Source organism: Bacillus sp. Y3 (assembly GCF_008123875.1).
Classification (GTDB): Bacteria; Bacillota; Bacilli; order Bacillales; family Bacillaceae; genus Bacillus; species Bacillus altitudinis.
The window spans coordinates 164,874-186,275 of record NZ_VSSC01000005.1 but is presented as its reverse complement, the minus strand read 5'-3'; the positions used below and the strand labels follow the sequence as shown (position 1 = coordinate 186,275).

Below are 21,402 nucleotides of genomic sequence, written 5' to 3'. Positions count from 1 at the left end.
CTGCTATTTTTGAAAAACATTTTGGGGATGGATTTTCAAAAAATAGCAACATCTAACAAAGATTGTTCTAATGAACACTCACTTATCCATTGTAAATTTAAGGGGGAGCAAAAATGGAAATTTTAAAAGTTTCAGCAAAGTCAAATCCAAATTCAGTAGCAGGAGCATTAGCCGGCGTTTTACGTGAACGCGGTGCAGCGGAAATACAGGCTATCGGCGCTGGAGCACTGAATCAGGCGGTCAAGGCTGTCGCCATTGCAAGGGGATTTGTTGCGCCTAGCGGAGTGGATTTGATATGCATTCCAGCCTTTACTGACATTCTTATCGATGGAGAAGAAAGAACAGCAATCAAACTGATTGTTGAACCACGATAATTCTAATTTTATTATTTTCAACCTGCTTACATCATGTAAGCAGGTTGTTTTTGTTTACCGCTATACATTTCTCATATAACATATTTCTTTCACAAAATAGATAGAAAATGACATATTAGAGCTTGCATTTTTTCACCATGATGATAAATTAAGATTAAGTTGAAAATACTTCATCAAAAATAAATATTTAAGTAGGTGAAATAATGATCGAAGCTTTTTTAAAAAGAGGAAAGCTTGTTTTTATTTTATTTTTTATCGTTCTCATTGCTGGAGGTTATTTGTTTACACAGCTTCCTAAACGAGAACTGCCAGAGTTTCAAGCAAATATTGTAACCATTTCGACTGTTTTCCCTGGTGCTGATGCAAAACAGGTAGAAAGTGATGTCACCAATAAGCTCGAGTCGGCCATTTCTGATATCAATGGTGTAGAGAAGACAAGCTCTGTTTCTGCTATTGGTTTCTCAAATATTGTGCTTGAAATTGATGATCAAGCCGATTTTCAAAAGGTGGCAAGTCAAATCAAGAGTGAAACCACAAATGCCGCCTCTTCTTTTCCAGATGGTGTGATGGAGCCAGATGTAAAGGATGAGTTTGGCAATGTGCCAGTTGGTTCTTATATGATTGTAGCAAGTAACTCATCTGATTTAGCAAAAAGTCAGAAATCGCTGCGTGCGTTAAAAGAAAAAGTGGAGGACATCAAAGGTGTTGATGGAATTGTCATCAAAGGATTCAATGACAAACAAGCAATATTGAACTTGGATTCAAGTAAACTGGAGGATAACGGGTTAAACGTGACCGATGTCACAAATGCCATCAATCAAGAATTTGGCACATCCCCTCTAGGTGACGTCCAGGCAGATGGAGAAAAGGTCAAGCTGTCCATTGATGCCTATGATCGTTTACATCAAATCAAAAAGATTGAGATTTTCTCAAAAAAGAGCCGCAAGCCTGTTACAATCGGTCAGCTTGGTCGTTTAAAAGAAGTAGAAAAAGAGAAAAGTGATATCGTTTCATATAACGGAAAGCCAGCCTATTCATTTACAGTCAATATCAAGCCGGGACTGGATATTCCTAAAATGTATGACAAAGTCAGTGCGGTCATTGAAAAAGAGAAAGAGCTGCCAAATGGTGTGGATTGGATAGACTACTATTCACAAAAAAGTGAAGTAGATGCTATTTTTAACGATTTAATCAAAGAAGCGATCGTGGCCGTCATCGCCGTCATTGTCGTCACCACACTTGGTCTAACCATTGGTGGTGCGTTTATCGTTTCACTTGCGATTCCGCTATCCATAACGATCGGAACCATCCCGCTGCCGTTTTTACAAGTGGACCTTAATCAAATTTCAATTATTGGCTTTATCATTGCGCTAGGGATACTTGTAGATGACGCCATTGTCGTCAACGATAATATTTTGAGGCAGATGAAAAAATACGAAAGTCCGCTTAAAGGAACAATTGCAGGTGTAAAAGAAGTGGCTGGATCCATTTTGACGTCAACACTGGCTGTTGTCTTTGCCTTCTTGCCGCTTGTTTTCCTTTCTGGTGCGAACGGTTCATTTATTCGAGCGTTACCGTCTGTTCTAGTCACAACTGTACTTGCGTCAATGGTCATTTCATTGACACTTGTGCCAGTGTATCAATATACAGCAAACCGAAAAAGAAAGAACAAGAAGATTCAAAAAGAACCGGGTTTTTTAGGCAAACCATTAAAAAGATTAGCTGATTTTTATGCAGATCGAGTACTGACAAACATCGTGAAGCGACCACTTCTCATTGGATTAAGTGGTTTGCTCGTTGCCACACTTGCCTTTTTGCTTATTTTCGCCACACCATTTGAGTTTTTCCCTGCGGCGAATAAGAAAGAGGTTGTTGTCACTGTGACACTTCCGAGTGAAACAACCTTAGATAAAACAAATGACACATTAGAGAAAATAGAACAAGAGATCAAACAGCAAAAAGGCATTGAAGAGACGGCCATTTTTGCAGGCGGCGGTGTGCCGAACTTGTTTAATGAAAGTATCTCAAACGCAAGTGATCATACTGGTCAGATTGTTGTCAGAGTTGACAATAATCAGATGACAAGCAAAGCATTGATCGATCGTATGACAGAGCCATTGCGAAAGAAATTTAAAGATGCTGATATCTTTATGAAAACCATTGTTCAAGGTCCGCCAACTGGAGCGCCTGTGACCGTCACTGTTGCAGGAGAACAATTTTCAAAACTCGTGGATGTGAAAGAGAAGCTCACAAAAGAAATGAAAGAAAGCGGAGCGAGCCTGATCACAGACGATGTCAATCAGCCGGTGAAAACCATTTCATTTGAATTAAATCGTGACCGAATGGCAGAGGATGGGCTCACTGCTCAGTTTGTCAGCAGACAGCTTGGCCTTGTTACAGAAGGAATTCCATTAGGCACATTTAAACAAGGAACAGATGACATCGACCTCGTAGTGAAACAAGACATGAGCACACATCAAAACGGACTGAAGCTAAAAGACATCAAGGTGCCTGTGAGTGCAAATGAAGGTGGTATTCCTCAATTGGAGCCGCTTAGCCGATATGTAAAGGAAAAAGAAACAGAGCAGTATGAAAGCATTCCTCATGAAAACGGGATGCCGACGATCACGTTAAAGGCATATCCTGGTACATCAGATACGTTTAAAGACGATATGACAGAAGTCATAAATGAAGTTGGGAAAAGCGATGTAGCGAAGAATTTGACCATTTCTCAGGGCGGAGAAAATGAAGATCAAACCCAATTCTTTATTGAAATTAGTCTCTTATTTGGGGTAGTTTTGCTGCTCATTTATGTGACCATCGCTTTCCAGTTCAATTCACTCATACTTCCGCTTTTAGTTCTTGGAACGGTTTACTTAGCGATATCCGGCGCCATTATTGGACTATTTGTCACTCAAACGCCGTTTAGCTTTATGGCCACAATGGGGATTGTCTCATTGGCAGGTATTGTTGTCCGAAATGCGGTCGTTTTGTTTGAATTTATTGAACAGCGGCGCAAGCAAGGTCTCGATCAACAGGCAGCTGTGATTGAAGCGGGGAGAGCAAGGATTAGACCTATTTTGCTGACAGCATTTACAGCACTTGTCGCTCTTATGCCCGTTGCTTTAAGTAATGACCCACTCTTTAAGCCGCTAGCGATCTGCATCGTATCAGGTGTCTTTTTCTCAACGATTCTGACACTACTGATTGTGCCGGCTTTATATGTAGCCGTTTCAAAAAAACGCTGACAACTTAAAAGCAAATCTCCGAATAAAAGGAGATTTGCTTTTTTTTTTAGAAAAATATCTAAAAAAATATGTGGAGTGTTCATTTGTCTTCTCCTGAAAGACAGCGGTATTTACGTCTAAAATAAGACATGATAAGATCGGATTGGGAGAAGTTTTTTAACAAAGGGGTTGTACGTCATGTGTGGAACGATGAAAGCGATTGTTAAAAAAGAAAGCGCTTACGGAGCGGCGATGATGGAAATGCCGATTCCAGAAATAAGGGATCATGAAGTGCTTATCCAGGTAAAGGCTACATCGATATGCGGAACGGATGTGCATATTTATAATTGGGATGATTGGGCGAAGGGGAGAGTCAAAGCACCGTACATTTTTGGTCATGAATTCACAGGGGAAGTTGTCAAAACGGGGAACCAAGTCTCACGAGCAAAAGTAGGGGACTTTGTATCGGCTGAGACGCATATTGTCTGTAATCAGTGTTATATGTGTTTAACGGGTCAGCAGCATTTGTGCAGCGAAACGAAAATTTTAGGGGTCGACATTGATGGCTGTTTTGCTGAATATGTCAAAGTACCAGAACAAAATGTGTGGCATAATCCAGCTCAAATGCCAGTGGAACTTGCATCTATTCAAGAACCGCTTGGAAATGCTGTTCATACAGTTCTGCATACACCTGTTTCAGGAAAGTCAGTGGCGGTTTTTGGCTGCGGGCCCATTGGTTTAATGGCGATTGCGGTTGCAAAAGCCTCCGGGGCTGTCCAAGTGTTCGCTGTTGATAAAAATGAATACAGACTGGATCTTGCTCGTAAAATGGGTGCAGATCATATCGTGGATATCGGAAAAGATGATCCTGTTGCCATGATCAAGCAGCTCACGCGGATGGAAGGGGCAGACGTGATGTGTGAGATGTCAGGACATCCCATTGCGATTAATCAAGCACTCGAAGCTTGTGCAAATGGAGGGAAAGTGAATATACTAAGTTTGCCAGAGCGGCCGGTAACCATTGACATTACGAATCAAATTGTTTTTAGGGGATTAACCGTGCAAGGGATCACGGGGAGAAAAATGTTTGAGACGTGGCGTCAAGTATCTGAACTTTTAAGAACGAATACCATTGATGTAAAGCCGGTTATCACCCATACGCTGCCATTTGAAGATTTTGAAAAGGGATTTGAACTCATGAGAAATGGTACGTGCGGGAAGGTCGTACTGATCATGCCATCATATCAAAGGGGGACGAAATGATGAAAGAATTTACGTATTTACAAGATGAATTGGACACTATGAAGCAGCAAGGCACCCATCAAACACTGAAAGAAATCGATTCCAAACAATCTTCCACGGTGACATTAAATGAACAATCCGTCATACAACTCTCTTCAAATAACTACTTAGGTCTCACCTCACATCCAAGGCTGATGAAAGCGGCAAAAGAGGCGATTGATGAATTCGGTGCTGGAACAGGATCTGTACGAACCATTGCTGGAACGATGACAATGCATGAACGGCTTGAAAAAAAGCTCGCAGCTTTTAAAAAGACAGAGGCAGCCCTCGTATTCCAATCAGGCTTTACGACCAACCAAGGCGTCTTATCTAGTATTCTCACAAAAGATGATATTGTCATTTCAGATGAGCTGAACCATGCCTCAATCATCGATGGGATTCGCTTAACAAAGGCAGATAAAAAAGTATACGCTCATTCTAATATGGAAGAGCTTGAGAAAATTTTAAAGAAATCGATGAATTACCGCGTCCGTCTTATCGTGACAGATGGTGTGTTCTCAATGGATGGAGATATTGCACCGCTTCCTGAGATTGTAAGACTAGCAGAAGCATATGATGCCTTTGTGATGGTAGACGATGCCCATGCGTCTGGAGTACTTGGTGAAAATGGGCGCGGAACAGTGAATTATTTTCAACTTGACGGCAGAGTGCATATTCAGGTTGGCACACTTAGTAAGGCAGTTGGTGTGCTAGGCGGTTACGTCGCTGGTTCTGCCGTTTTAATCGACTACTTAAAGCATAAAGCAAGACCATTTTTATTCAGCACCTCACATCCGCCGGCTGTCACAAGAGCCTGTGAAGAAGCCATTGAAGTGCTGTTAGACGAACCGGAGCGCATTGAAACTCTTTGGGAGAACGCGGCCTATTTTAAAGAAAAAGTCATCGGTCTTGGATTTGAGGTGGCACCAACAGAAACGCCTATTATTCCAATGATGATTGGAGACGAGGCACTCACTTTCCGGTTTTCAAAAGCATTAATCGAGCGCGGCGTTTTCGCTCAAGGCATTGCTTTTCCAACTGTAGCGAAAGGAAAAGCGAGAATTAGAGCCATCATCACAGCAGAGCACACAAAAGAAGAGCTTGACCGTGCACTGACAATCATCGAAGAAGAAGCAAAAAAACTGAATATACTTGATCGAGAGAGCTGAGGCTCTCTTTTCTTTTGATCAAGAGTATTGATGACTGTCCAGATGAATAGACATTTTTCATAGAAAAAACACATATGAATTTATTTTCAATTCACGACAAAATAGTCTATACTGTAGGGTGGAGCTTGGTTTGAAAGGAGTACAAATTCATGAATGAAGAGCAGAGAAAAGCGAGCGGACAAGTAAGTTCATCGGACAAAAAATCCGAGAAGGACTACAGCCAATATTTTGAAGCTGTGTACATTCCGCCTTCCTTAAAAGATGCAAAAAAACGGGGTAAAGAAGAAGTCGAATACAATCAATTTCAAATTGACGAGCGGTTTCAAGGGTTAGGGAACGGCCGCAAGTTTTATATTCGCACATATGGCTGTCAAATGAATGAGCATGACACAGAAGTGATGGCTGGTATTTTTATGGCGCTTGGTTATGAACCAACAAATTCGACTGAAGATGCGAATGTCATCTTATTAAACACTTGTGCCATTCGTGAGAATGCAGAAAACAAAGTGTTTGGAGAGCTTGGTCATTTAAAAGCATTAAAGCGTGAAAAGCCAGATTTAATCTTAGGCGTCTGCGGATGCATGTCACAAGAAGAATCTGTCGTTAACCGTATTTTAAAGAAACACCCATTTGTTGACTTGATTTTCGGTACCCACAACATTCACCGCCTGCCAGAGCTATTATCTGAATGCTACCTGTCAAAAGAAATGGTCATTGAGGTTTGGTCTAAAGAAGGCGATGTGATTGAAAATCTTCCGAGAGCCCGCCAAGGAAAAATTAAGGGATGGGTGAATATTATGTACGGCTGTGATAAATTCTGTACATACTGTATCGTCCCTTACACGCGCGGGAAGGAAAGAAGCCGCCGTCCGGATGAAATTATTCAAGAGGTCAGACGCTTAGCAGCAGAAGGATATAAAGAAATTACCCTTCTTGGTCAAAACGTGAATGCGTATGGAAAAGATTTTGAAGACATGGAATATGGTCTTGGTCACCTCATGGATGAGCTGCGTAAAATCGATATTCCACGTATCCGTTTTACAACAAGCCACCCGCGTGACTTTGATGATCACTTAATTGAAGTGCTTGCCAAAGGCGGAAACCTTCTCGACCATATTCATTTGCCTGTTCAATCAGGAAGTTCTTCTGTGCTGAAACTCATGGCAAGAAAATACGACCGTGAACGTTACCTTGACCTAGTGCGCAAAATCAAAGAGGCAATGCCAAATGCTTCATTAACAACGGACATTATCGTTGGGTTCCCAAATGAAACAGATGAGCAGTTTGAAGAGACGCTTTCCCTCTATCGTGAGGTTGAGTTTGATGCGGCTTATACGTTCATTTACTCTCCAAGAGAAGGAACACCAGCAGCCAATATGAAAGACAACGTGCCAATGCGTGTAAAAAAAGAACGTCTGCAGCGCCTGAATGCACTCGTAAATGAAATTTCTGCGAAAAAAATGAAGGAATATGAAGGGCAGACTGTCGAAGTATTAGTAGAGGGTGAAAGTAAAAACAACCCTGAGATCCTAGCCGGATATACAAGTAAAAGCAAGCTTGTGAATTTTAAAGCACCAAAAGAAGCGATTGGCAACATCGTCAAAGTGAAAATCACACAAGCCAAAACTTGGTCTCTTGACGGAGAAATGGTTGGAGAAGCTATCGAGGTGAATTAAAATGACGCTTTATTCAAAGAAAGAGATTGTCGAGCGCGCAAGAGAGCTCGCGAAAATGATTTCTGAAACAGAAGAAGTTGATTTCTTCAAAAAAGCAGAAGCGCAAATCAATGAAAATACAAAAATTGCAGCGATCATTAATCAAATTAAGGCGCTTCAAAAGCAAGCTGTGAATTTAAAGCATTATGGCAAACATGAAGCCTTAAAACAAGTGGAAGAAAAAATTGATGCCCTGCAAGAAGAACTGGATGAGATCCCAGTGATTCAAGAATTCAAAGAATCACAAACAGAGGTTAATTCCCTGCTTCAGCTTGTAGCGCACACGATTTCTAATCAAGTAACGGATGAAATCATTCTTTCAACCGGCGGTGACCTCTTATTAGGAGAAACCGGTTCAAAAGTGAAAAACTCATCCCCAAGTTGCTCCATTAAATGAGAAAACCCCGCAAATGCGGGGTTTTTTGTTTTCTGATGTAAGAATTGCATACCTTCTTTCTCCTTCAGCTTCCATCAACCCCAATCTCTCACTCTCCAACTTTTCCAATTTTCAAGGCAAGTTTATGGGCGACCATGCATACACTGAAACAGAAATGAATTTAATTGAACATGAGACTCAAAATCGTGACACACTAGACGAATGCCCAGCATAAGATAAAACGATCAAGAACAAGGAGGCATGCCGGAATGTCTGAATACAGAGAAATTATTACAAAAGCGGTGGTTGCAAAAGGGAGGAAATTTACCCAAAGCACACACACCATTTCTCCATCGCAAAAACCAACCAGCATCCTAGGCGGTTGGATCATTAATCATAAGTATGATGCTGAAAAGGTCGGTAAAACAGTTGAGATTGAAGGTACATTTGATATTAACGTCTGGTATTCTTACGCAGACAACACGAAAACCGAAGTGGTCACAGAACGTGTAAAATATGTAGATATCATCAAACTGAGATATAAAGATAAAAACTTCCTTGATGATGAGCACGAAGTGATTGCGAAAGTCTTACAGCAGCCCAATTGCTTAGAAGTGACCATTTCTCCAAATGGCAATAAAATTGTCGTTCAAGCAGAGCGTGAATTCATTGCTGAAGTAGTAGGGGAAACCAAAATTGTTGTAGAAGTCAATTCAAGCTGGAAAGAAAAAGATGATCACGAATGGGAAGAAGAAGTGGATGAGGAATTAGAAGATATTCATCCAGAATTCCTCGCGGGTGATCCAGAAGAGTAATTGATGACTAGGGCGCATATCCCCCTAGTTTTTTTGTGCTTTGATCTAGGGAAAAAAGGTGAATTTTTATGCTATAATGAAAGATGGTATGAATTCGAAAGTAATATAGTGAGGGATTAGAAATATGGCAAGTTATACGCCCATGATACAGCAATATTTAAAGATCAAGGCAGATTACCAAGATGCCTTTTTATTTTTTCGCTTAGGCGATTTTTATGAAATGTTTTTTGATGATGCAAAAGAAGCAGCACAAGAATTAGAAATTACGTTAACAAGCAGGGATGGCGGCACGATTCCAATGTGTGGTGTTCCATATCATTCTGCGTCTGCATACATAGAACAACTGATTGAAAAAGGCTATAAAGTCGCCATTTGTGAGCAGGTGGAAGACCCTAAAACGGCAAAAGGTGTGGTCAAAAGAGAGGTCGTTCAACTAATTACACCAGGTACGGTCATGGATGGCAAAGGACTGAATGAAAACGAAAATAACTTTATCGCGTCTGTTTCCAGCTTTCAAAATGGCTATGGTCTTGCACTTTCCGATTTATCAACAGGTGAAAACATGGCGGCTTTCATTGAACGGTTAGATGAAGTTGTGTCTGAAATTTATTCTGTCGGTGCAAAAGAGATTGTGGTATCAAAACAGCTCGAGGAAGAAACGGTGAAGACCCTGAAGGAACGCTGCCAAGCGACCATCTCATACGAAGATCGCGCTGAATTAATAGATGAAGCTGAACGACTCGTTGCTCATCTTGACGAACATCTGAAAATAGCGTTTTTAACACTCTATGCATACTTAAGAAGAACGCAAAAAAGGAGTCTTGATCATCTTCAGCAAGTTCAAGTGTTTCAGCTTGAACAAACGATGAAAATTGATCTTTACTCAAAGCGAAACCTGGAATTAACAGAAACCATCCGTTCAAAAAGCAAGAAGGGTTCTTTATTATGGCTCTTAGATGAAACAAAAACGGCAATGGGCGGAAGATTGCTGAAGCAATGGATTGATCGTCCGCTCATCCGCCTTTCACAAATCAAAGAACGCCAGGAAATGGTGCAAATTCTGATGGAACATTTCTTTGAGCGAGAGGATCTGCGAGAACGTTTAAAGCAAGTGTATGATCTTGAACGTCTAGCAGGCCGTGTGGCATTTGGAAATGTGAATGCCCGTGATCTTATTCAATTGAAAGAATCTCTCAAGCAAGTGCCGGCTATTAAAGAGCTTGTCCATTCTCTCCCAGAGGATATGGCGAAATCTAGAGCAAATGACATTGACCCATGCGGTGATTTACTTAATTTATTAGAAGATGCTCTTTATGAGAATCCGCCGATGACGTTAAAAGAAGGCAATTTGATTAAAGACGGCTACAATGCAAAATTAGATGAATATCGTGATGCGAGCCGAAACGGGAAAGATTGGATCGCTCGTCTTGAACAGCAAGAAAGAGAATATACAGGCATTCGTTCGTTGAAAGTCGGCTTTAATAAAGTGTTTGGCTACTATATCGAAGTGACCCGTGCAAATACGCATTTATTAGAAGAAGGCCGTTATGAAAGAAAACAAACCCTTGCCAATGCAGAGCGGTATATTACACCTGAATTGAAAGAAAAAGAAGCCCTTATTCTTGAGGCGGAATCAAATATTAGTGAATTGGAATATGAACTATTTTCTGCGCTTCGGGAACAAGTAAAAGCCTATATTCCTAGATTACAGTTGCTCGCAAAACAAATGAGTGAGCTTGATGCGCTGCAATGCTTTGCGACTGTGAGTGAAAAGCGGCGTTATGTCCGCCCTGAATTTTCAGCAGATGAAGTGGAAGTCATTGATGGTCGTCATCCTGTTGTTGAAAAAGTGATGGATCATCAAGAGTATGTGCCGAATGACTGCCAAATGGGCAAAGGGAGACAAACCTTGCTCATTACTGGTCCGAATATGTCAGGGAAAAGCACATATATGAGACAAATGGCATTGATCTCGATTCTTGCGCAAATTGGCTGTTTTGTGCCAGCATCAAAGGCAACCCTTCCGATTTTTGATCAAATCTTTACACGTATTGGGGCAGCAGATGATTTGATTTCTGGTCAAAGTACTTTTATGGTAGAGATGCTTGAAGCAAAAAATGCGATGGTACATGCGACAAAGAACAGTTTGATTTTATTTGATGAAATTGGACGCGGGACAAGCACTTATGATGGAATGGCTCTTGCACAGGCAATCATTGAATTTGTGCATGATCATATTGGTGCCAAAACCCTTTTCTCTACCCATTATCATGAACTAACTGTACTTGAATCCCAATTAAGCGAACTGAAAAATGTCCACGTACGAGCAGAAGAACATGAAGGGACAGTTGTTTTCTTACATCAAATCAAAGAAGGAGCAGCGGATAAAAGCTACGGCATCCATGTAGCGCAGCTTGCTGAACTGCCTGATGCGATCATTGATCGAGCCCAGACCATCTTAACGGAGCTTGAGAGCGGATCACATGAAGTGATTCCGAGCGTCTCTAAAGCCCCGAAACAAGAAATGGCTGAGGAAAAACAGCAGCTTTCTTTCTTTGAAGTGGAAGAAAAACCGCAAACAAAACCTGTGCTGAAAAACAAAGATCAAGCAGTGATCGAAGAATTGAAGTCATTTAATTTAATGGATATGACACCGCTTGAAGCGATGACAAAGCTATATGAATTACAAAAGAAATTATAATGTAAGGTGAGGTGAGCAAGAAATGGCAAAGATTATTCAGTTATCCGATGACCTATCAAATAAAATTGCAGCTGGTGAAGTGGTCGAACGCCCGGCTTCTGTTGTGAAGGAGCTCGTGGAAAATGCGATCGATGCTAGTAGTACTGTCATTGAAATCGATGTAGAAGAAGCAGGACTTTCTTCTATTAGAATTATTGATAATGGGGTGGGAATCGATGCTGAAGATTGTAAGCTCGCCTTTCAGCGTCATGCGACGAGTAAAATCAAAGATGAAAATGATCTGTTTCGTGTCAGGACGCTCGGTTTCAGGGGGGAGGCGCTGCCAAGTATTGCCTCCGTCTCTCACTTAGAAATGAAGACAAGTACCGGTGAAGGTGCTGGAACACACTTAGCTCTCCAAGGCGGGAAGATCATTTCGGAGAAAAAAACCACTGGCCGTCGCGGCACCGAAATTGTGGTCACCAATTTATTTTATAATACGCCAGCCCGTCTAAAATACATGAAAACGGTTCATACGGAGCTTGGCAACATTTCTGATGTTGTGAACCGAATTGCACTTGCTCATCCAGAAGTGTCGATTCGTTTGCGACATCAAGGAAAAGTGCTGCTTCAAACAAATGGAAACGGAGATGTGCGGCATGTGCTTGCGGCCATTTATGGAACGGCAGTGGCCAAAAAAATGCTGCCACTACATGTACAATCACTTGATTTTGAAGTGAAAGGCTATATTTCCTTACCAGAAGTGACAAGGGCATCACGTAATTATATGTCTTCTGTTGTCAACGGTAGATATGTCAAGCATTTCCCGCTGGTGAAAGCCATTCATGAAGGATACCATACACTGCTCCCGATCGGACGCCATCCAATTACATTTATTGAGATGAAGATGGACCCCATTTTAGTCGATGTGAACGTACATCCTTCTAAACTTGAAGTCAGACTAAGTAAAGAGCAAGAACTTCATGATTTGATCAAACAAGGGATTAAGGACGTCTTTCAAAAGCAACAGCTCATTCCAAGTGCTTCAGTGCCAAAAAAAGCACCAATGCCAGCAGTGAAAAATGAGCAACAGTCCTTATCTTTTGATTCTAAACAAACAATGAAAAGCCGAATGGAAACACCTGTTTCCTATGAGCCGGACTCACTCGCATCGGCTGTATACGAGACTAGTCAGAACGACACATACGGGGTGCGTGAACCGGAAAGTACGGAAGCGCCTTTACCAGCATCGTCTGAAGAAACGTTTGACCATGTATATGTAAAGGAATCTGCAGCTTCGCATGAACAACATGACGAAGTGATACTGGAAGAGAGTGCAGCCCAGCATCAGGCTGAAAGTGAACGTGTCCCTGTGATGTATCCGATTGGACAAATGCACGGAACGTATATTTTGGCCCAAAATGAACGCGGTCTTTATATCATCGATCAGCACGCTGCCCAAGAGCGAATCAAGTATGAGTACTTTCGTGAAAAGGTAGGAGACATTGAACAGGAAGTGCAAGAAATGCTTGTTCCATTAACCTTTCACTACTCAAAAAACGATATGTTGATTATTGAAGAGCATATCGATATTTTAGCAAAAGTAGGGGTCTTCTTAGAGCCATTCGGATCAGGTAGCTATATCGTTCGATCGCATCCGCAGTGGTTTCCTAAAGGGGAAGAGGCTGAACTCATCGAAGAAATCATTCAGCAAGTACTTGATGAAAAGCGTGTGGATATCAAGAAACTGAGAGAAGAAGCGGCGATCATGATGAGCTGTAAAGGCTCGATTAAAGCAAATCGTCATTTGCGTAACGATGAAATCAAAGCCTTATTAGATGAACTCCGGCAAACACAAGACCCATTTACATGTCCGCATGGCCGGCCGATTATGATTCATCATTCCACTTATGAAATGGAAAAGATGTTTAAACGGGTGATGTAGCAGGATTTTAGCTGGTGGGTGAATCGGTTTGCCCACCAATTAATTTTTCAATCCGATAGTTTGGTTCCTGTTGTTGTGATGTGAAGATAAACATCCGCTGTCATGTTGTAAGGATAACCCCTTTCCTCAAATGGATAGGGGTTTTTGTTATTTGGTTATACGATTAGGTGAAGCGTGATATGATTGTAAAAAGGAGGGAATATGATGACATTTAAAAAAGCGTTCAATATAGGTTACTTTGTTTTGCTTTTATCTTTTTTTGTCGTATATTTTTTGCTTCCAGTCGATCAACTATTTACCGCAATGATGATTCTAACCTTACTATTTGGCGTATATCAATTTGTGATTTTTAAAAAACTAAAAGAGCAAAAATAACAATAAAAAACGCCATATGTGGGTTTGCCAACTAAATGATGACAGACCATAATGAGATATGGTGTAACAATTATATAAAATGCAGTAAGCACAGTGGCAAGGGATGTGATGAATGAGAAAAAGCGCTCTAAGAGCGCTTTTTTGTTTAGCATCCGCAAGGATTTGGCGGTGTGACGACAACTGGCCGTTTATTAATATCAATCGTATCCTCTGCATAAAATGTGGAACCGATGCTGATCGCACGATTTTCTGCGCGGAACGTATATGTACCTGCAGCAGGAAGTACTTTATGAGAAAGTTGTAATGTATATTGGGAACTTCCGAATAAATCGAAACGAGCTGGAATGCGAACAGTTTTTCCATTGTTCAAAATGTAACTGTCTTTTAAAGCTTTTCCGTTGATAATATCTTTTGTTGTGGCTTGAAAACCTGCTGGTAAAGTAAATTCAACTGCACCAATACTAAGAACAGAATTTGGACGGTAAGTCAGGTCAATGTCAGAAAAAGACCATTCTTGTTTACTTGCTCCTGTGATTTTTGCATAAAGTGCAGCTGGCCTTGCATTCGTTGAAGCTTTGCTTTCCTCTGTTTTAGCCCCTTCAGCTGATGCGGCTAGCGGTACTGAGAGTGCCATGACCAATGTAAGCATCCCCATCATAATGATTGTCCATGTTTTCTTCATTTCTTCCTTCCCCCTTGGTTGATTATAGGTAAATAATAGATGATTACATCCATTATTTACCTATAAGGTTACCATATTCCTATATGTCATTAAATGGTATTTTATACCCTTATTTTGCTTGTTTTTTAGTAATAACGGGGTAGAAATGCATTTGGTTGGTTCATTCCGTAAGCATTTCCTGTCATATGATGATTTGCTGGCATCATCATTTGCATATCATGATAGCCGTATGGCTGGTGGGGAGCCATACCATAACCGCCGTAGTGACCGAAGTGATGGTGATCGTTCATCTGTACATTTGAATAGGGATCATACTGCTTCGTAAAAGGGGAATAGGCTGAATGATGATGCGGGTGGTGTCCGCTATAAGCATCTTTTTTACCGGTATGATAATGATTTGGCATGTTCATATGGTCATGCATGTTTGGTGCGATCATATGCTCATGATTGGCTGTATACACATTTTCAAACGTGTGATAGGGATTTCCTTGATGGTAATGGTTGGTTTGGTTATTCATATTATTCATTTTGTATCTCATCCTTTTTTTCAGGTTGCCATATCCTATGAGCTGCACCTGTTTCATGAGCCTATCCATATGAAAGAAAAGAACGACATGTAACAAAAAAACCGGCTTTTCAGCCGGGAAAACAAAAAGCAGGTGTAGCGTCAAACACTAAAATGAGAAGCTATGTCTTTTTCTACGACGCTTCTTACATCTGCTGCAGACACTTTTAGGAAAATAATGGGGATCGTAGCTTCTTGACGTATCCCAAAAATCGCTCTCAAACCAATCATCTTTTTTATGATAAAACTTCTTTTTTTCACACGGATCCATATGGTGATGATCGTCATGCTTTTTATAGCATTTTGAGTGGGAATGTTTGCTCTTGCATTTGCACATTGTCATCCCTCCTAAATGTGACTCAATGCTAGTATATGCAAGAAAGGTGTACGAGGACTGGATGGTGGCGCTCCTTTTGTAAAAAAAGGCTAATTCTTTAAAAACTCAAATAAAAAGAATTGACTAGTGCTAAATTAACATGATAAAATATAAATTTTTATCCTCTGCTGAAATGTGTTATAATGATATTGTGAATACTTTCGGAGGTGGCGGATTTGTTTCAAATAGGTGATAAAATTGTTTATCCAATGCATGGAGCCGGTGTGATTGAAGGAATGGAAGAAAAAGAGATTTTAGGTAAGACGCAGGAATATTTTCTGATTCAAATGCCGAATATGCAGATGATGGTCCCAAAAGGCAGAATCAATCAACTAGGTATACGTCCGGTAGCTGATCAAGCTACGCTGAAAGTTGTGATGAACAATTTTGCAGAAGAAACAAACGACGACACGCTTACTTGGAAGCAAAGATATGATGAAAATCTGAAAAAGCTAAAAACAGGTTCGATTGAAGATGGCGCAGACGTTGTCAAAGATCTGATGAGACGTAATCAGAAAAAAGCCTTAAATTCTAGTGAAAAGAAGATGCTTGAAGATGCACGGGGCATGTTAGTGAGCGAAATTTCACTTGCACAAGGCATGTCGCAAGATGAAGTGCTGACAGCATTAGAGAATGAATTAAGAGTTTAATGCTGGATATACAGAGACTGGCTGTAAACAGAAGGAGATATTCCTTTTGTTTACAGCTTTTTTATTTGAAAAAAGATGAAAATTCCCAATTTTGTAGGTGTTTTTGACTAAAACTAAAATGAGGTCATAGGATTTAGTTTTTACTTGCACAAGAACCGTTTTAAAGAAGCCGAAAATACCTAGGGCAACATAAAAAAACAGGTAAGTTCTCCTGATTCATGAAAAGGAGCCGGACATTCTTTGAATTCTTTTAGCGATTGATAGTAAAATAATGCGATAAGATGACATCGAAGAGAATGAAAAGGAGCGGTGAAATGAAAAGACTACTCATAAGTGGATTCATCTTTCTCATCCTGTGTGCTCTTTTAATGGTGAAATGCAGCCATTCTATCCAAGAAAATAAAGAGCAAAAACAACATCATGAAGAAGTAGAAAAGTATAAGAAAGAGCGAAAAAAAGGGGATCAATATGAAAGTTTTAAGCAGCTTATACGGCATGAAAGAGACGGCTATGAGATAGAGTTTCATGAAAAAGGGGGAAGTGACTTACTTGTCTTTTCTCCTCATGGCGGCGAAATTGAACCAGGAACAAGTGAAATTGTAGAAGCATTTGAAAAGAAGTACTCTACGTATTTATTTGAAGGGACAAAACAAGACAACAATCGTGACTTGCATATCACTAGTACAAAATTCGATGAACCGATTTTGGTTCAAATGATTAAAACATATCCCTTTTCTATATCAATCCACGGCTATAAAAGTGATAGAAGACATACACTTGTGGGCGGGACAAACGAAAAAATGCAAGAAGCGGTTGTGCGAGAACTAAAAGACCGGGGCTTCTCTGCAGAGCTCGTGCAAAAAGGTGAGCGCCTCTCTGGTACGGATCCAAACAACATTAATAATCAAAATGCAAGTGGCGAAAGTGTCCAATTAGAAATTAGTACGGCGCAGAGAAAAGCCTTTTTTGACAACTTTGATACGAGAAAAGGAAAGAAAAAAGCATTTAGTCGCTATGTCAGTGGTTTAAAAGAAGTGCTTAGAGAATTCGACCCTTCTTCGTAGAAAAAAGGTTTTGATGGGCAAAAGTACTCTCTTTAAACTTGGTAAAAAAGATAGAAATGTGCAAAATCAACATAAAATATGAAATAAATGACAATTTGCCTTAAAATCATAAATTATGTAAAATAATAGTTATCAGTTTGATATGATAGAATGGGGCTGAAGTGGATGGCACACAAAATACCATCTTCCGAAGTAGGTGTAAAAATCAATCAATGGTACACACATATTTGCAAATTTGAAGTTGATCAGGCAAACGATATGAAGCGCCTTGTTGAAGAAGACATTCATGAGATGGAAGAAGATCAAGATTTATTACTCTATTATTCTCTCATGGATTTTCGCCATCAAATGATGCTTCAGCACTTAACGCCAGTCCATGCAGGGAATGAATCGCTTCAAGCGGTTTCTTTTCCAAAAGATATTGAAGAGGCAGAAGATGAGATGACGGGTTTATTGGGCTATTACTTTCATTTTTTCCATGGAATGTATGCATTTACCCAGCACCGGTATATCGAAGCCATTTCCTATTATAAGCATGCGGAACATCAGCTGATCTTAGTGACAGATGAGATCGAAAAAGCGGAATTTTATTATAAAATTGCTGAAGTATACTATCATATGAAACAAACCTATTTTTCTATGCATTATGCGAAAAAAGCGAGAGACATCTATAAGAAACATCAGCTTTATGGAAAAAGAAGCATTCAATGCGATTTTGTGATGGCAGGTAATTGGATTGATGTAAGTCAGCATCAAAAAGCGCTCCCGTATTTAGAAAAAGCTTTAAAAGTGTGTGAAGCAATGGAAAGAAAAGAATGCACATCTTATTTTAAGGCGATGGCCCTCAATAACTTAGGAACTTGTCATTATAGTATGGGAACCTATCATACAGCGACGGTCTTCTTTGAACAAGCCATTTCACTTTATCAAAAAGATCAAGCTGCAACGATGATCAAATCATTGTTTTCACTGGCTCTTACTTGTTTTAAACTCGAAGATATGGAGCGAGCGAGTGAGGCTATAAAGGAAGGCATGAATCAGGCATCTATATTGGGAGATGAAATTTATCAATTGAAATTCCAATTTTTACAGGCACTCTATATAGAAACAGACAGCTCTGAACAATTGAGATCAGCCCTTTTGGGACTACGAAACAAAAAAATGTTTGCTGATTTAGAGGAATTGGCACTTGATGCGGCTAATTATTATAAGGAACGCGACATGTACAAGGAATCTTCCACTTTTTTTGAAATTGTGATCGAAGCGCGTACGCACATTCAAAAAGGAGATGAGATGTATGAGAACGAAGCATAACATGTCAGCTGCTCAAGTAGAAGAAAGACTTCACACATAAAAACAGACAAAACAACACCCTTTACGAAAAACGTAAAGGGCTTTTTTATTTATTCTTGGATTGCTTTTTCTGCGTCGATGGCACCTGCTCCGTAAATCATTGGGTCCTCTCCAGACCACTTGCTTGTATTTTCTTTTAATAAGGCTTTGACTTCATCAGGTGTTAAATCTGGTGAATGCTCTAATAATAGTGCGCAGATACCGGCACAAATGGGTGTCGCCATCGAAGTGCCAGATAACGTCGTATAATCATCATCGACTCTACTTGATTTATCTAGTTTATCTAGGAATGATCTTGGTGATCTAAGAGAGACGATATTGACTCCTGGTGCGAGGAGGTCGGGCTTTGTTTCACCGTAGACCGTTGGACCTCTGCTCGAAAATGGTGCCACGACATCGTCACTTGATTCTGGCGTATTTCGATCATCATAGGCTCCGACCGTAATGACTTTTTGACTCACGGCAGGGCTTGCGATTGTTTGACTGTTAGGACCGGAGTTCCCAGCAGCAACGCATACAACAATCCCTTGATCCCAAGCTGCATTGACAGCGCGCACCATCGGATCGTCTTGTTCGTCATCATAACGCTGCGCATCGCCGCCTAGCGACATACTGATAATGTGAATTGGGTCATCAGGATGGTCTTCGTTGAACTGTATGCACCATTCAACACCTTCTATAATAGTAGAAAGTGATCCAGCGCCTTGTTTATTTAACACTTTTACCCCAATGATATTGGCTTTTGGAGCGGGTCCTTTGTATAAGCCGTCTGAGGCAGCTCCGTCTCCAGCCACATCCCCAGCGCAATGCGTTCCATGACCGTTATCATCGTAAGGTTTCGTTTTTTGTTTGACTAAATCTACAAAGTCGCGAATTCTTCCATCTAAGTCCTCATGTGGGTATATGCCTGTGTCAACGACCGCTACCGTAATGCCTTCACCGGTTAAGGTTGTGCCATTTCGAACGACTTCATCCGCATGACTTGATTGTGTCGCCACATCCAGCAGTGCATGTACCTGTCTGTCTAAATATATTTTGCGAATATGCTCCCCATTTGCTAAGAGTTCCTCTAAAGCAGCAGGGGTAAGATCAGCTGCGCAGCAGTTAATATGTGAAAAATGTTTTTTGATGTTTGTTTTTCTGCTTTTTTTCATTAACTGCTTTGTGCTTTGAATACCTGCTTCGACTGCATCTTCTTTAAATTCAATGATGACCCGAAGCTTCTTGCTCTTCTTTAACCTTCCTTCAAAAAAACGATGAAGAAAACAAGGCGTCCACTTAAAAGGCTTATAGAGGTGAAGGACGGTCTCTCTTAAAGGCTGATCCAATTTACTAGCATGTGTTCTGACCATTTGTACCATGGAAAATCCAAACATGTGATGCCCTCCATTCTAGCTATCCATTCTCGTACACTCTTACGTTATGAACATGACAGCATCTTTGTTCGGATTCTTGTCCCTTCTTTTGTTCATATTGGCGGCTGACTCATTCCCTTTAAAAAGAAAAGCGCTTACATTTTGTAAAATAATAGAAAAAGGTGGAAATCATATTAAAACTGCCGATGATAGGTGGGAGAGTTCTTCTTAGAGAACCAGTAAAACAGAGGATTCTGCAGAAAAAAGGGGGGTTCTAGACAGGGTCAATGCTCATACAAATGTGATTCATTCCAGATGAAAAAAATCAAATTCGCATAAAAAAAAGACGAATTAAAGAAAACAGACTGGGTAGGACTAGGTCATTTTAAACATAACTTCATTTGTTTGTCATACTATTCTAACTCTGTTTTCAATCAGGAAAGGCGTTTCTGTGTATATAAATGCAATTATCTTATTTTTGAGGAATCTCATGATCTAGAGTGTTATGATCAAATTTGAAGAGAAAATGTGGAAAAAATGAAAAGAAATGATGATTCAATATTAATCATAGAAACGGCTTAGAAATCTGTTAAAGGAGAACGGGAATGAAGAAGTTTTTTGCTTTGCTTCTCCTGCTTGTCATCGGATGGGGCGTCTATTATACCATGCAAGCACAGGAACATGATGAGCCAGTGTCATCAGGTGGAGAAGACGAAAGCGGTTCAAATGATATGTATCGTAATTTTAAAGAACTGGAAGAGAATGAATCAACAGATCATTATCAAATCACATCCAATCCAGTGCCCGGCAGCCGTCTTCTAGTGATGTCGCCTCATGGCGGGAGAATCGAAGGCGGTGTTAGTGAGATTGTCCATTTTTTTGATAATGATTTTTCTACGTACTTATTTGAAGGTTTTAGAGAAAATGCATCAGAACTTCATATTACAAGTACAAACTTCGATGAACCAATCGGAGTCGCACAGGCAAAAGCACATGATTATGTATTAGCTGTTCATGGATATAGAGGGGAGCCGGGAATTGACCACACCCTTGTTGGCGGAACAGACTATGACCGTGCTGAAAAAATTGTGAACTCATTAGAGCGCAACGGTTTTTCTGCTGAACTTGCAGTTGCACACGCAACCCTAAGCGGAACGAGCAATCATAATATTAATAATCTTACAAAAACAGGGCAAAGTGTACAGCTTGAGATTAGTAGAAGTCAACGGGAAGCGTTATTTGACAGTTTCGATTTTCGGCAGCGGTCGAGTACAAAAAACGAGACGTTCTACCGGTATGTCAGGGCGATTCGCACGGTGCTGGATGAAGAATATACGTAAGGATGGTGCACATCTTAAGACAGCAAGGTGAATTCTTGTTACACTATAAAAAGTGATAAC

Annotated in this window: 17 protein-coding genes; 14 read left to right on the top strand and 3 right to left on the bottom strand. The window is 40.4% G+C overall.

The genetic code is table 11. The annotated features are described in order from the left end of the window. The first annotated feature begins 113 nt into the window (after positions 1–113). From spoVS to FXF70_RS19090, 10 genes are all read left to right on the top strand, one after another. Complete coding sequence (gene spoVS / locus FXF70_RS13255; protein WP_003211281.1) at positions 114–374, top strand: stage V sporulation protein SpoVS; 261 nt, start codon at positions 114–116, stop codon at positions 372–374. 203 nt (positions 375–577) lie between these two features. Next, on the top strand, positions 578–3,622 hold the full coding sequence (locus FXF70_RS13250) for an efflux RND transporter permease subunit (RefSeq protein ID WP_148780391.1): 3,045 nt from the start codon (positions 578–580) through the stop codon (positions 3,620–3,622). A gap of 177 nt (positions 3,623–3,799) precedes the next feature. Further along, on the top strand, positions 3,800–4,864 hold the full coding sequence (gene tdh / locus FXF70_RS13245) for an L-threonine 3-dehydrogenase (protein WP_148780390.1): 1,065 nt from the start codon (positions 3,800–3,802) through the stop codon (positions 4,862–4,864). Then, a complete protein-coding gene (locus tag FXF70_RS13240) occupies positions 4,864–6,051 on the top strand; it encodes a glycine C-acetyltransferase (protein WP_148780389.1) in 1,188 nt (395 codons plus the stop codon). The genes tdh and FXF70_RS13240 overlap by 1 nt, the downstream gene beginning before the upstream one ends. Before the next feature lie 149 nt (positions 6,052–6,200). Next, positions 6,201–7,727 (top strand): tRNA (N6-isopentenyl adenosine(37)-C2)-methylthiotransferase MiaB, encoded by a 1,527-nt coding sequence (gene miaB / locus FXF70_RS13235; protein WP_007499471.1) that lies wholly within the window; start codon positions 6,201–6,203, stop codon positions 7,725–7,727. Between the two features lies 1 nt (position 7,728). Continuing rightward, positions 7,729–8,163, top strand: a complete 435-nt coding sequence (ricA, locus tag FXF70_RS13230) for a regulatory iron-sulfur-containing complex subunit RicA (RefSeq protein ID WP_008344661.1) — start codon at positions 7,729–7,731, stop codon at positions 8,161–8,163. A 248-nt stretch (positions 8,164–8,411) separates the two neighbouring features. Continuing rightward, positions 8,412–8,957, top strand: a complete 546-nt coding sequence (gene cotE / locus FXF70_RS13225; protein WP_007499466.1) for an outer spore coat protein CotE — start codon at positions 8,412–8,414, stop codon at positions 8,955–8,957. Between the two features lie 124 nt (positions 8,958–9,081). Continuing rightward, entirely contained in the window at positions 9,082–11,658 is a 2,577-nt protein-coding gene (gene mutS, locus FXF70_RS13220) for a DNA mismatch repair protein MutS (RefSeq protein ID WP_148780388.1), read from the top strand. A 22-nt stretch (positions 11,659–11,680) separates the two neighbouring features. Then, positions 11,681–13,582, top strand: coding sequence for a DNA mismatch repair endonuclease MutL (gene mutL / locus FXF70_RS13215; protein ID WP_148780387.1), 1,902 nt, complete (start codon positions 11,681–11,683; stop codon positions 13,580–13,582). 204 nt (positions 13,583–13,786) lie between these two features. Continuing rightward, on the top strand, positions 13,787–13,957 hold the full coding sequence (locus FXF70_RS19090) for a hypothetical protein (protein ID WP_017359046.1): 171 nt from the start codon (positions 13,787–13,789) through the stop codon (positions 13,955–13,957). Positions 13,958–14,102: 145 nt separating this feature from the next. On the opposite strand, the gene bslA is transcribed toward FXF70_RS19090, so the two are convergent. Next, positions 14,103–14,639 (bottom strand): biofilm surface layer hydrophobin BslA, encoded by a 537-nt coding sequence (gene bslA, locus FXF70_RS13210; protein ID WP_017367279.1) that lies wholly within the window; start codon positions 14,637–14,639, stop codon positions 14,103–14,105. 125 nt (positions 14,640–14,764) lie between these two features. Continuing rightward, entirely contained in the window at positions 14,765–15,166 is a 402-nt protein-coding gene (locus tag FXF70_RS13205) for a hypothetical protein (RefSeq protein WP_008344023.1), read from the bottom strand. A gap of 590 nt (positions 15,167–15,756) precedes the next feature. Here FXF70_RS13205 and FXF70_RS13195 point away from each other — a divergent pair. The 3 genes from FXF70_RS13195 (at position 15,757) to FXF70_RS13185 (ending at position 18,608) form a co-directional block, all read left to right on the top strand. Beyond that, positions 15,757–16,230 carry a CarD family transcriptional regulator gene (locus tag FXF70_RS13195; RefSeq protein ID WP_007499456.1) on the top strand — a complete coding sequence of 158 codons (474 nt, stop codon included), beginning with the start codon at positions 15,757–15,759 and terminating at the stop codon, positions 16,228–16,230. Positions 16,231–16,544: 314 nt separating this feature from the next. Next, the gene (locus tag FXF70_RS13190; RefSeq protein WP_008344021.1) at positions 16,545–17,294 is read left to right on the top strand and encodes a poly-gamma-glutamate hydrolase family protein; all 750 of its coding nucleotides are present in this window, start codon (positions 16,545–16,547) and stop codon (positions 17,292–17,294) included. A 165-nt stretch (positions 17,295–17,459) separates the two neighbouring features. Then, the gene (locus FXF70_RS13185; RefSeq protein WP_008344020.1) at positions 17,460–18,608 is read left to right on the top strand and encodes a Rap family tetratricopeptide repeat protein; all 1,149 of its coding nucleotides are present in this window, start codon (positions 17,460–17,462) and stop codon (positions 18,606–18,608) included. Positions 18,609–18,697: 89 nt separating this feature from the next. Here FXF70_RS13185 and FXF70_RS13180 read toward each other — a convergent pair whose 3' ends face one another. Further along, entirely contained in the window at positions 18,698–20,023 is a 1,326-nt protein-coding gene (locus FXF70_RS13180) for a S8 family peptidase (protein ID WP_017367283.1), read from the bottom strand. A 584-nt stretch (positions 20,024–20,607) separates the two neighbouring features. On the opposite strand from FXF70_RS13180, the gene FXF70_RS13175 reads away from it, so the two are divergent. Continuing rightward, positions 20,608–21,342 carry a poly-gamma-glutamate hydrolase family protein gene (locus FXF70_RS13175; protein WP_148780386.1) on the top strand — a complete coding sequence of 245 codons (735 nt, stop codon included), beginning with the start codon at positions 20,608–20,610 and terminating at the stop codon, positions 21,340–21,342. The last annotated feature ends 60 nt before the right edge of the window (positions 21,343–21,402 follow it).

Coding starts and splice junctions, on each gene's coding strand:
- FXF70_RS19090 (WP_017359046.1), top strand. CDS start 13,787: ATGACATTTAAAAAAGCGTTCAATATAGGTTACTTTGTTTTGCTTTTA.
- spoVS (WP_003211281.1), top strand. CDS start 114: ATGGAAATTTTAAAAGTTTCAGCAAAGTCAAATCCAAATTCAGTAGCA.
- tdh (WP_148780390.1), top strand. CDS start 3,800: ATGTGTGGAACGATGAAAGCGATTGTTAAAAAAGAAAGCGCTTACGGA.
- miaB (WP_007499471.1), top strand. CDS start 6,201: ATGAATGAAGAGCAGAGAAAAGCGAGCGGACAAGTAAGTTCATCGGAC.
- cotE (WP_007499466.1), top strand. CDS start 8,412: ATGTCTGAATACAGAGAAATTATTACAAAAGCGGTGGTTGCAAAAGGG.
- FXF70_RS13250 (WP_148780391.1), top strand. CDS start 578: ATGATCGAAGCTTTTTTAAAAAGAGGAAAGCTTGTTTTTATTTTATTT.
- FXF70_RS13205 (WP_008344023.1), bottom strand. CDS start 15,166: ATGAATAATATGAATAACCAAACCAACCATTACCATCAAGGAAATCCC.
- FXF70_RS13240 (WP_148780389.1), top strand. CDS start 4,864: ATGAAAGAATTTACGTATTTACAAGATGAATTGGACACTATGAAGCAG.
- mutS (WP_148780388.1), top strand. CDS start 9,082: ATGGCAAGTTATACGCCCATGATACAGCAATATTTAAAGATCAAGGCA.
- mutL (WP_148780387.1), top strand. CDS start 11,681: ATGGCAAAGATTATTCAGTTATCCGATGACCTATCAAATAAAATTGCA.
- FXF70_RS13185 (WP_008344020.1), top strand. CDS start 17,460: ATGGCACACAAAATACCATCTTCCGAAGTAGGTGTAAAAATCAATCAA.
- bslA (WP_017367279.1), bottom strand. CDS start 14,639: ATGAAGAAAACATGGACAATCATTATGATGGGGATGCTTACATTGGTC.
- FXF70_RS13175 (WP_148780386.1), top strand. CDS start 20,608: ATGAAGAAGTTTTTTGCTTTGCTTCTCCTGCTTGTCATCGGATGGGGC.
- FXF70_RS13190 (WP_008344021.1), top strand. CDS start 16,545: ATGAAAAGACTACTCATAAGTGGATTCATCTTTCTCATCCTGTGTGCT.
- FXF70_RS13180 (WP_017367283.1), bottom strand. CDS start 20,023: ATGTTTGGATTTTCCATGGTACAAATGGTCAGAACACATGCTAGTAAA.
- ricA (WP_008344661.1), top strand. CDS start 7,729: ATGACGCTTTATTCAAAGAAAGAGATTGTCGAGCGCGCAAGAGAGCTC.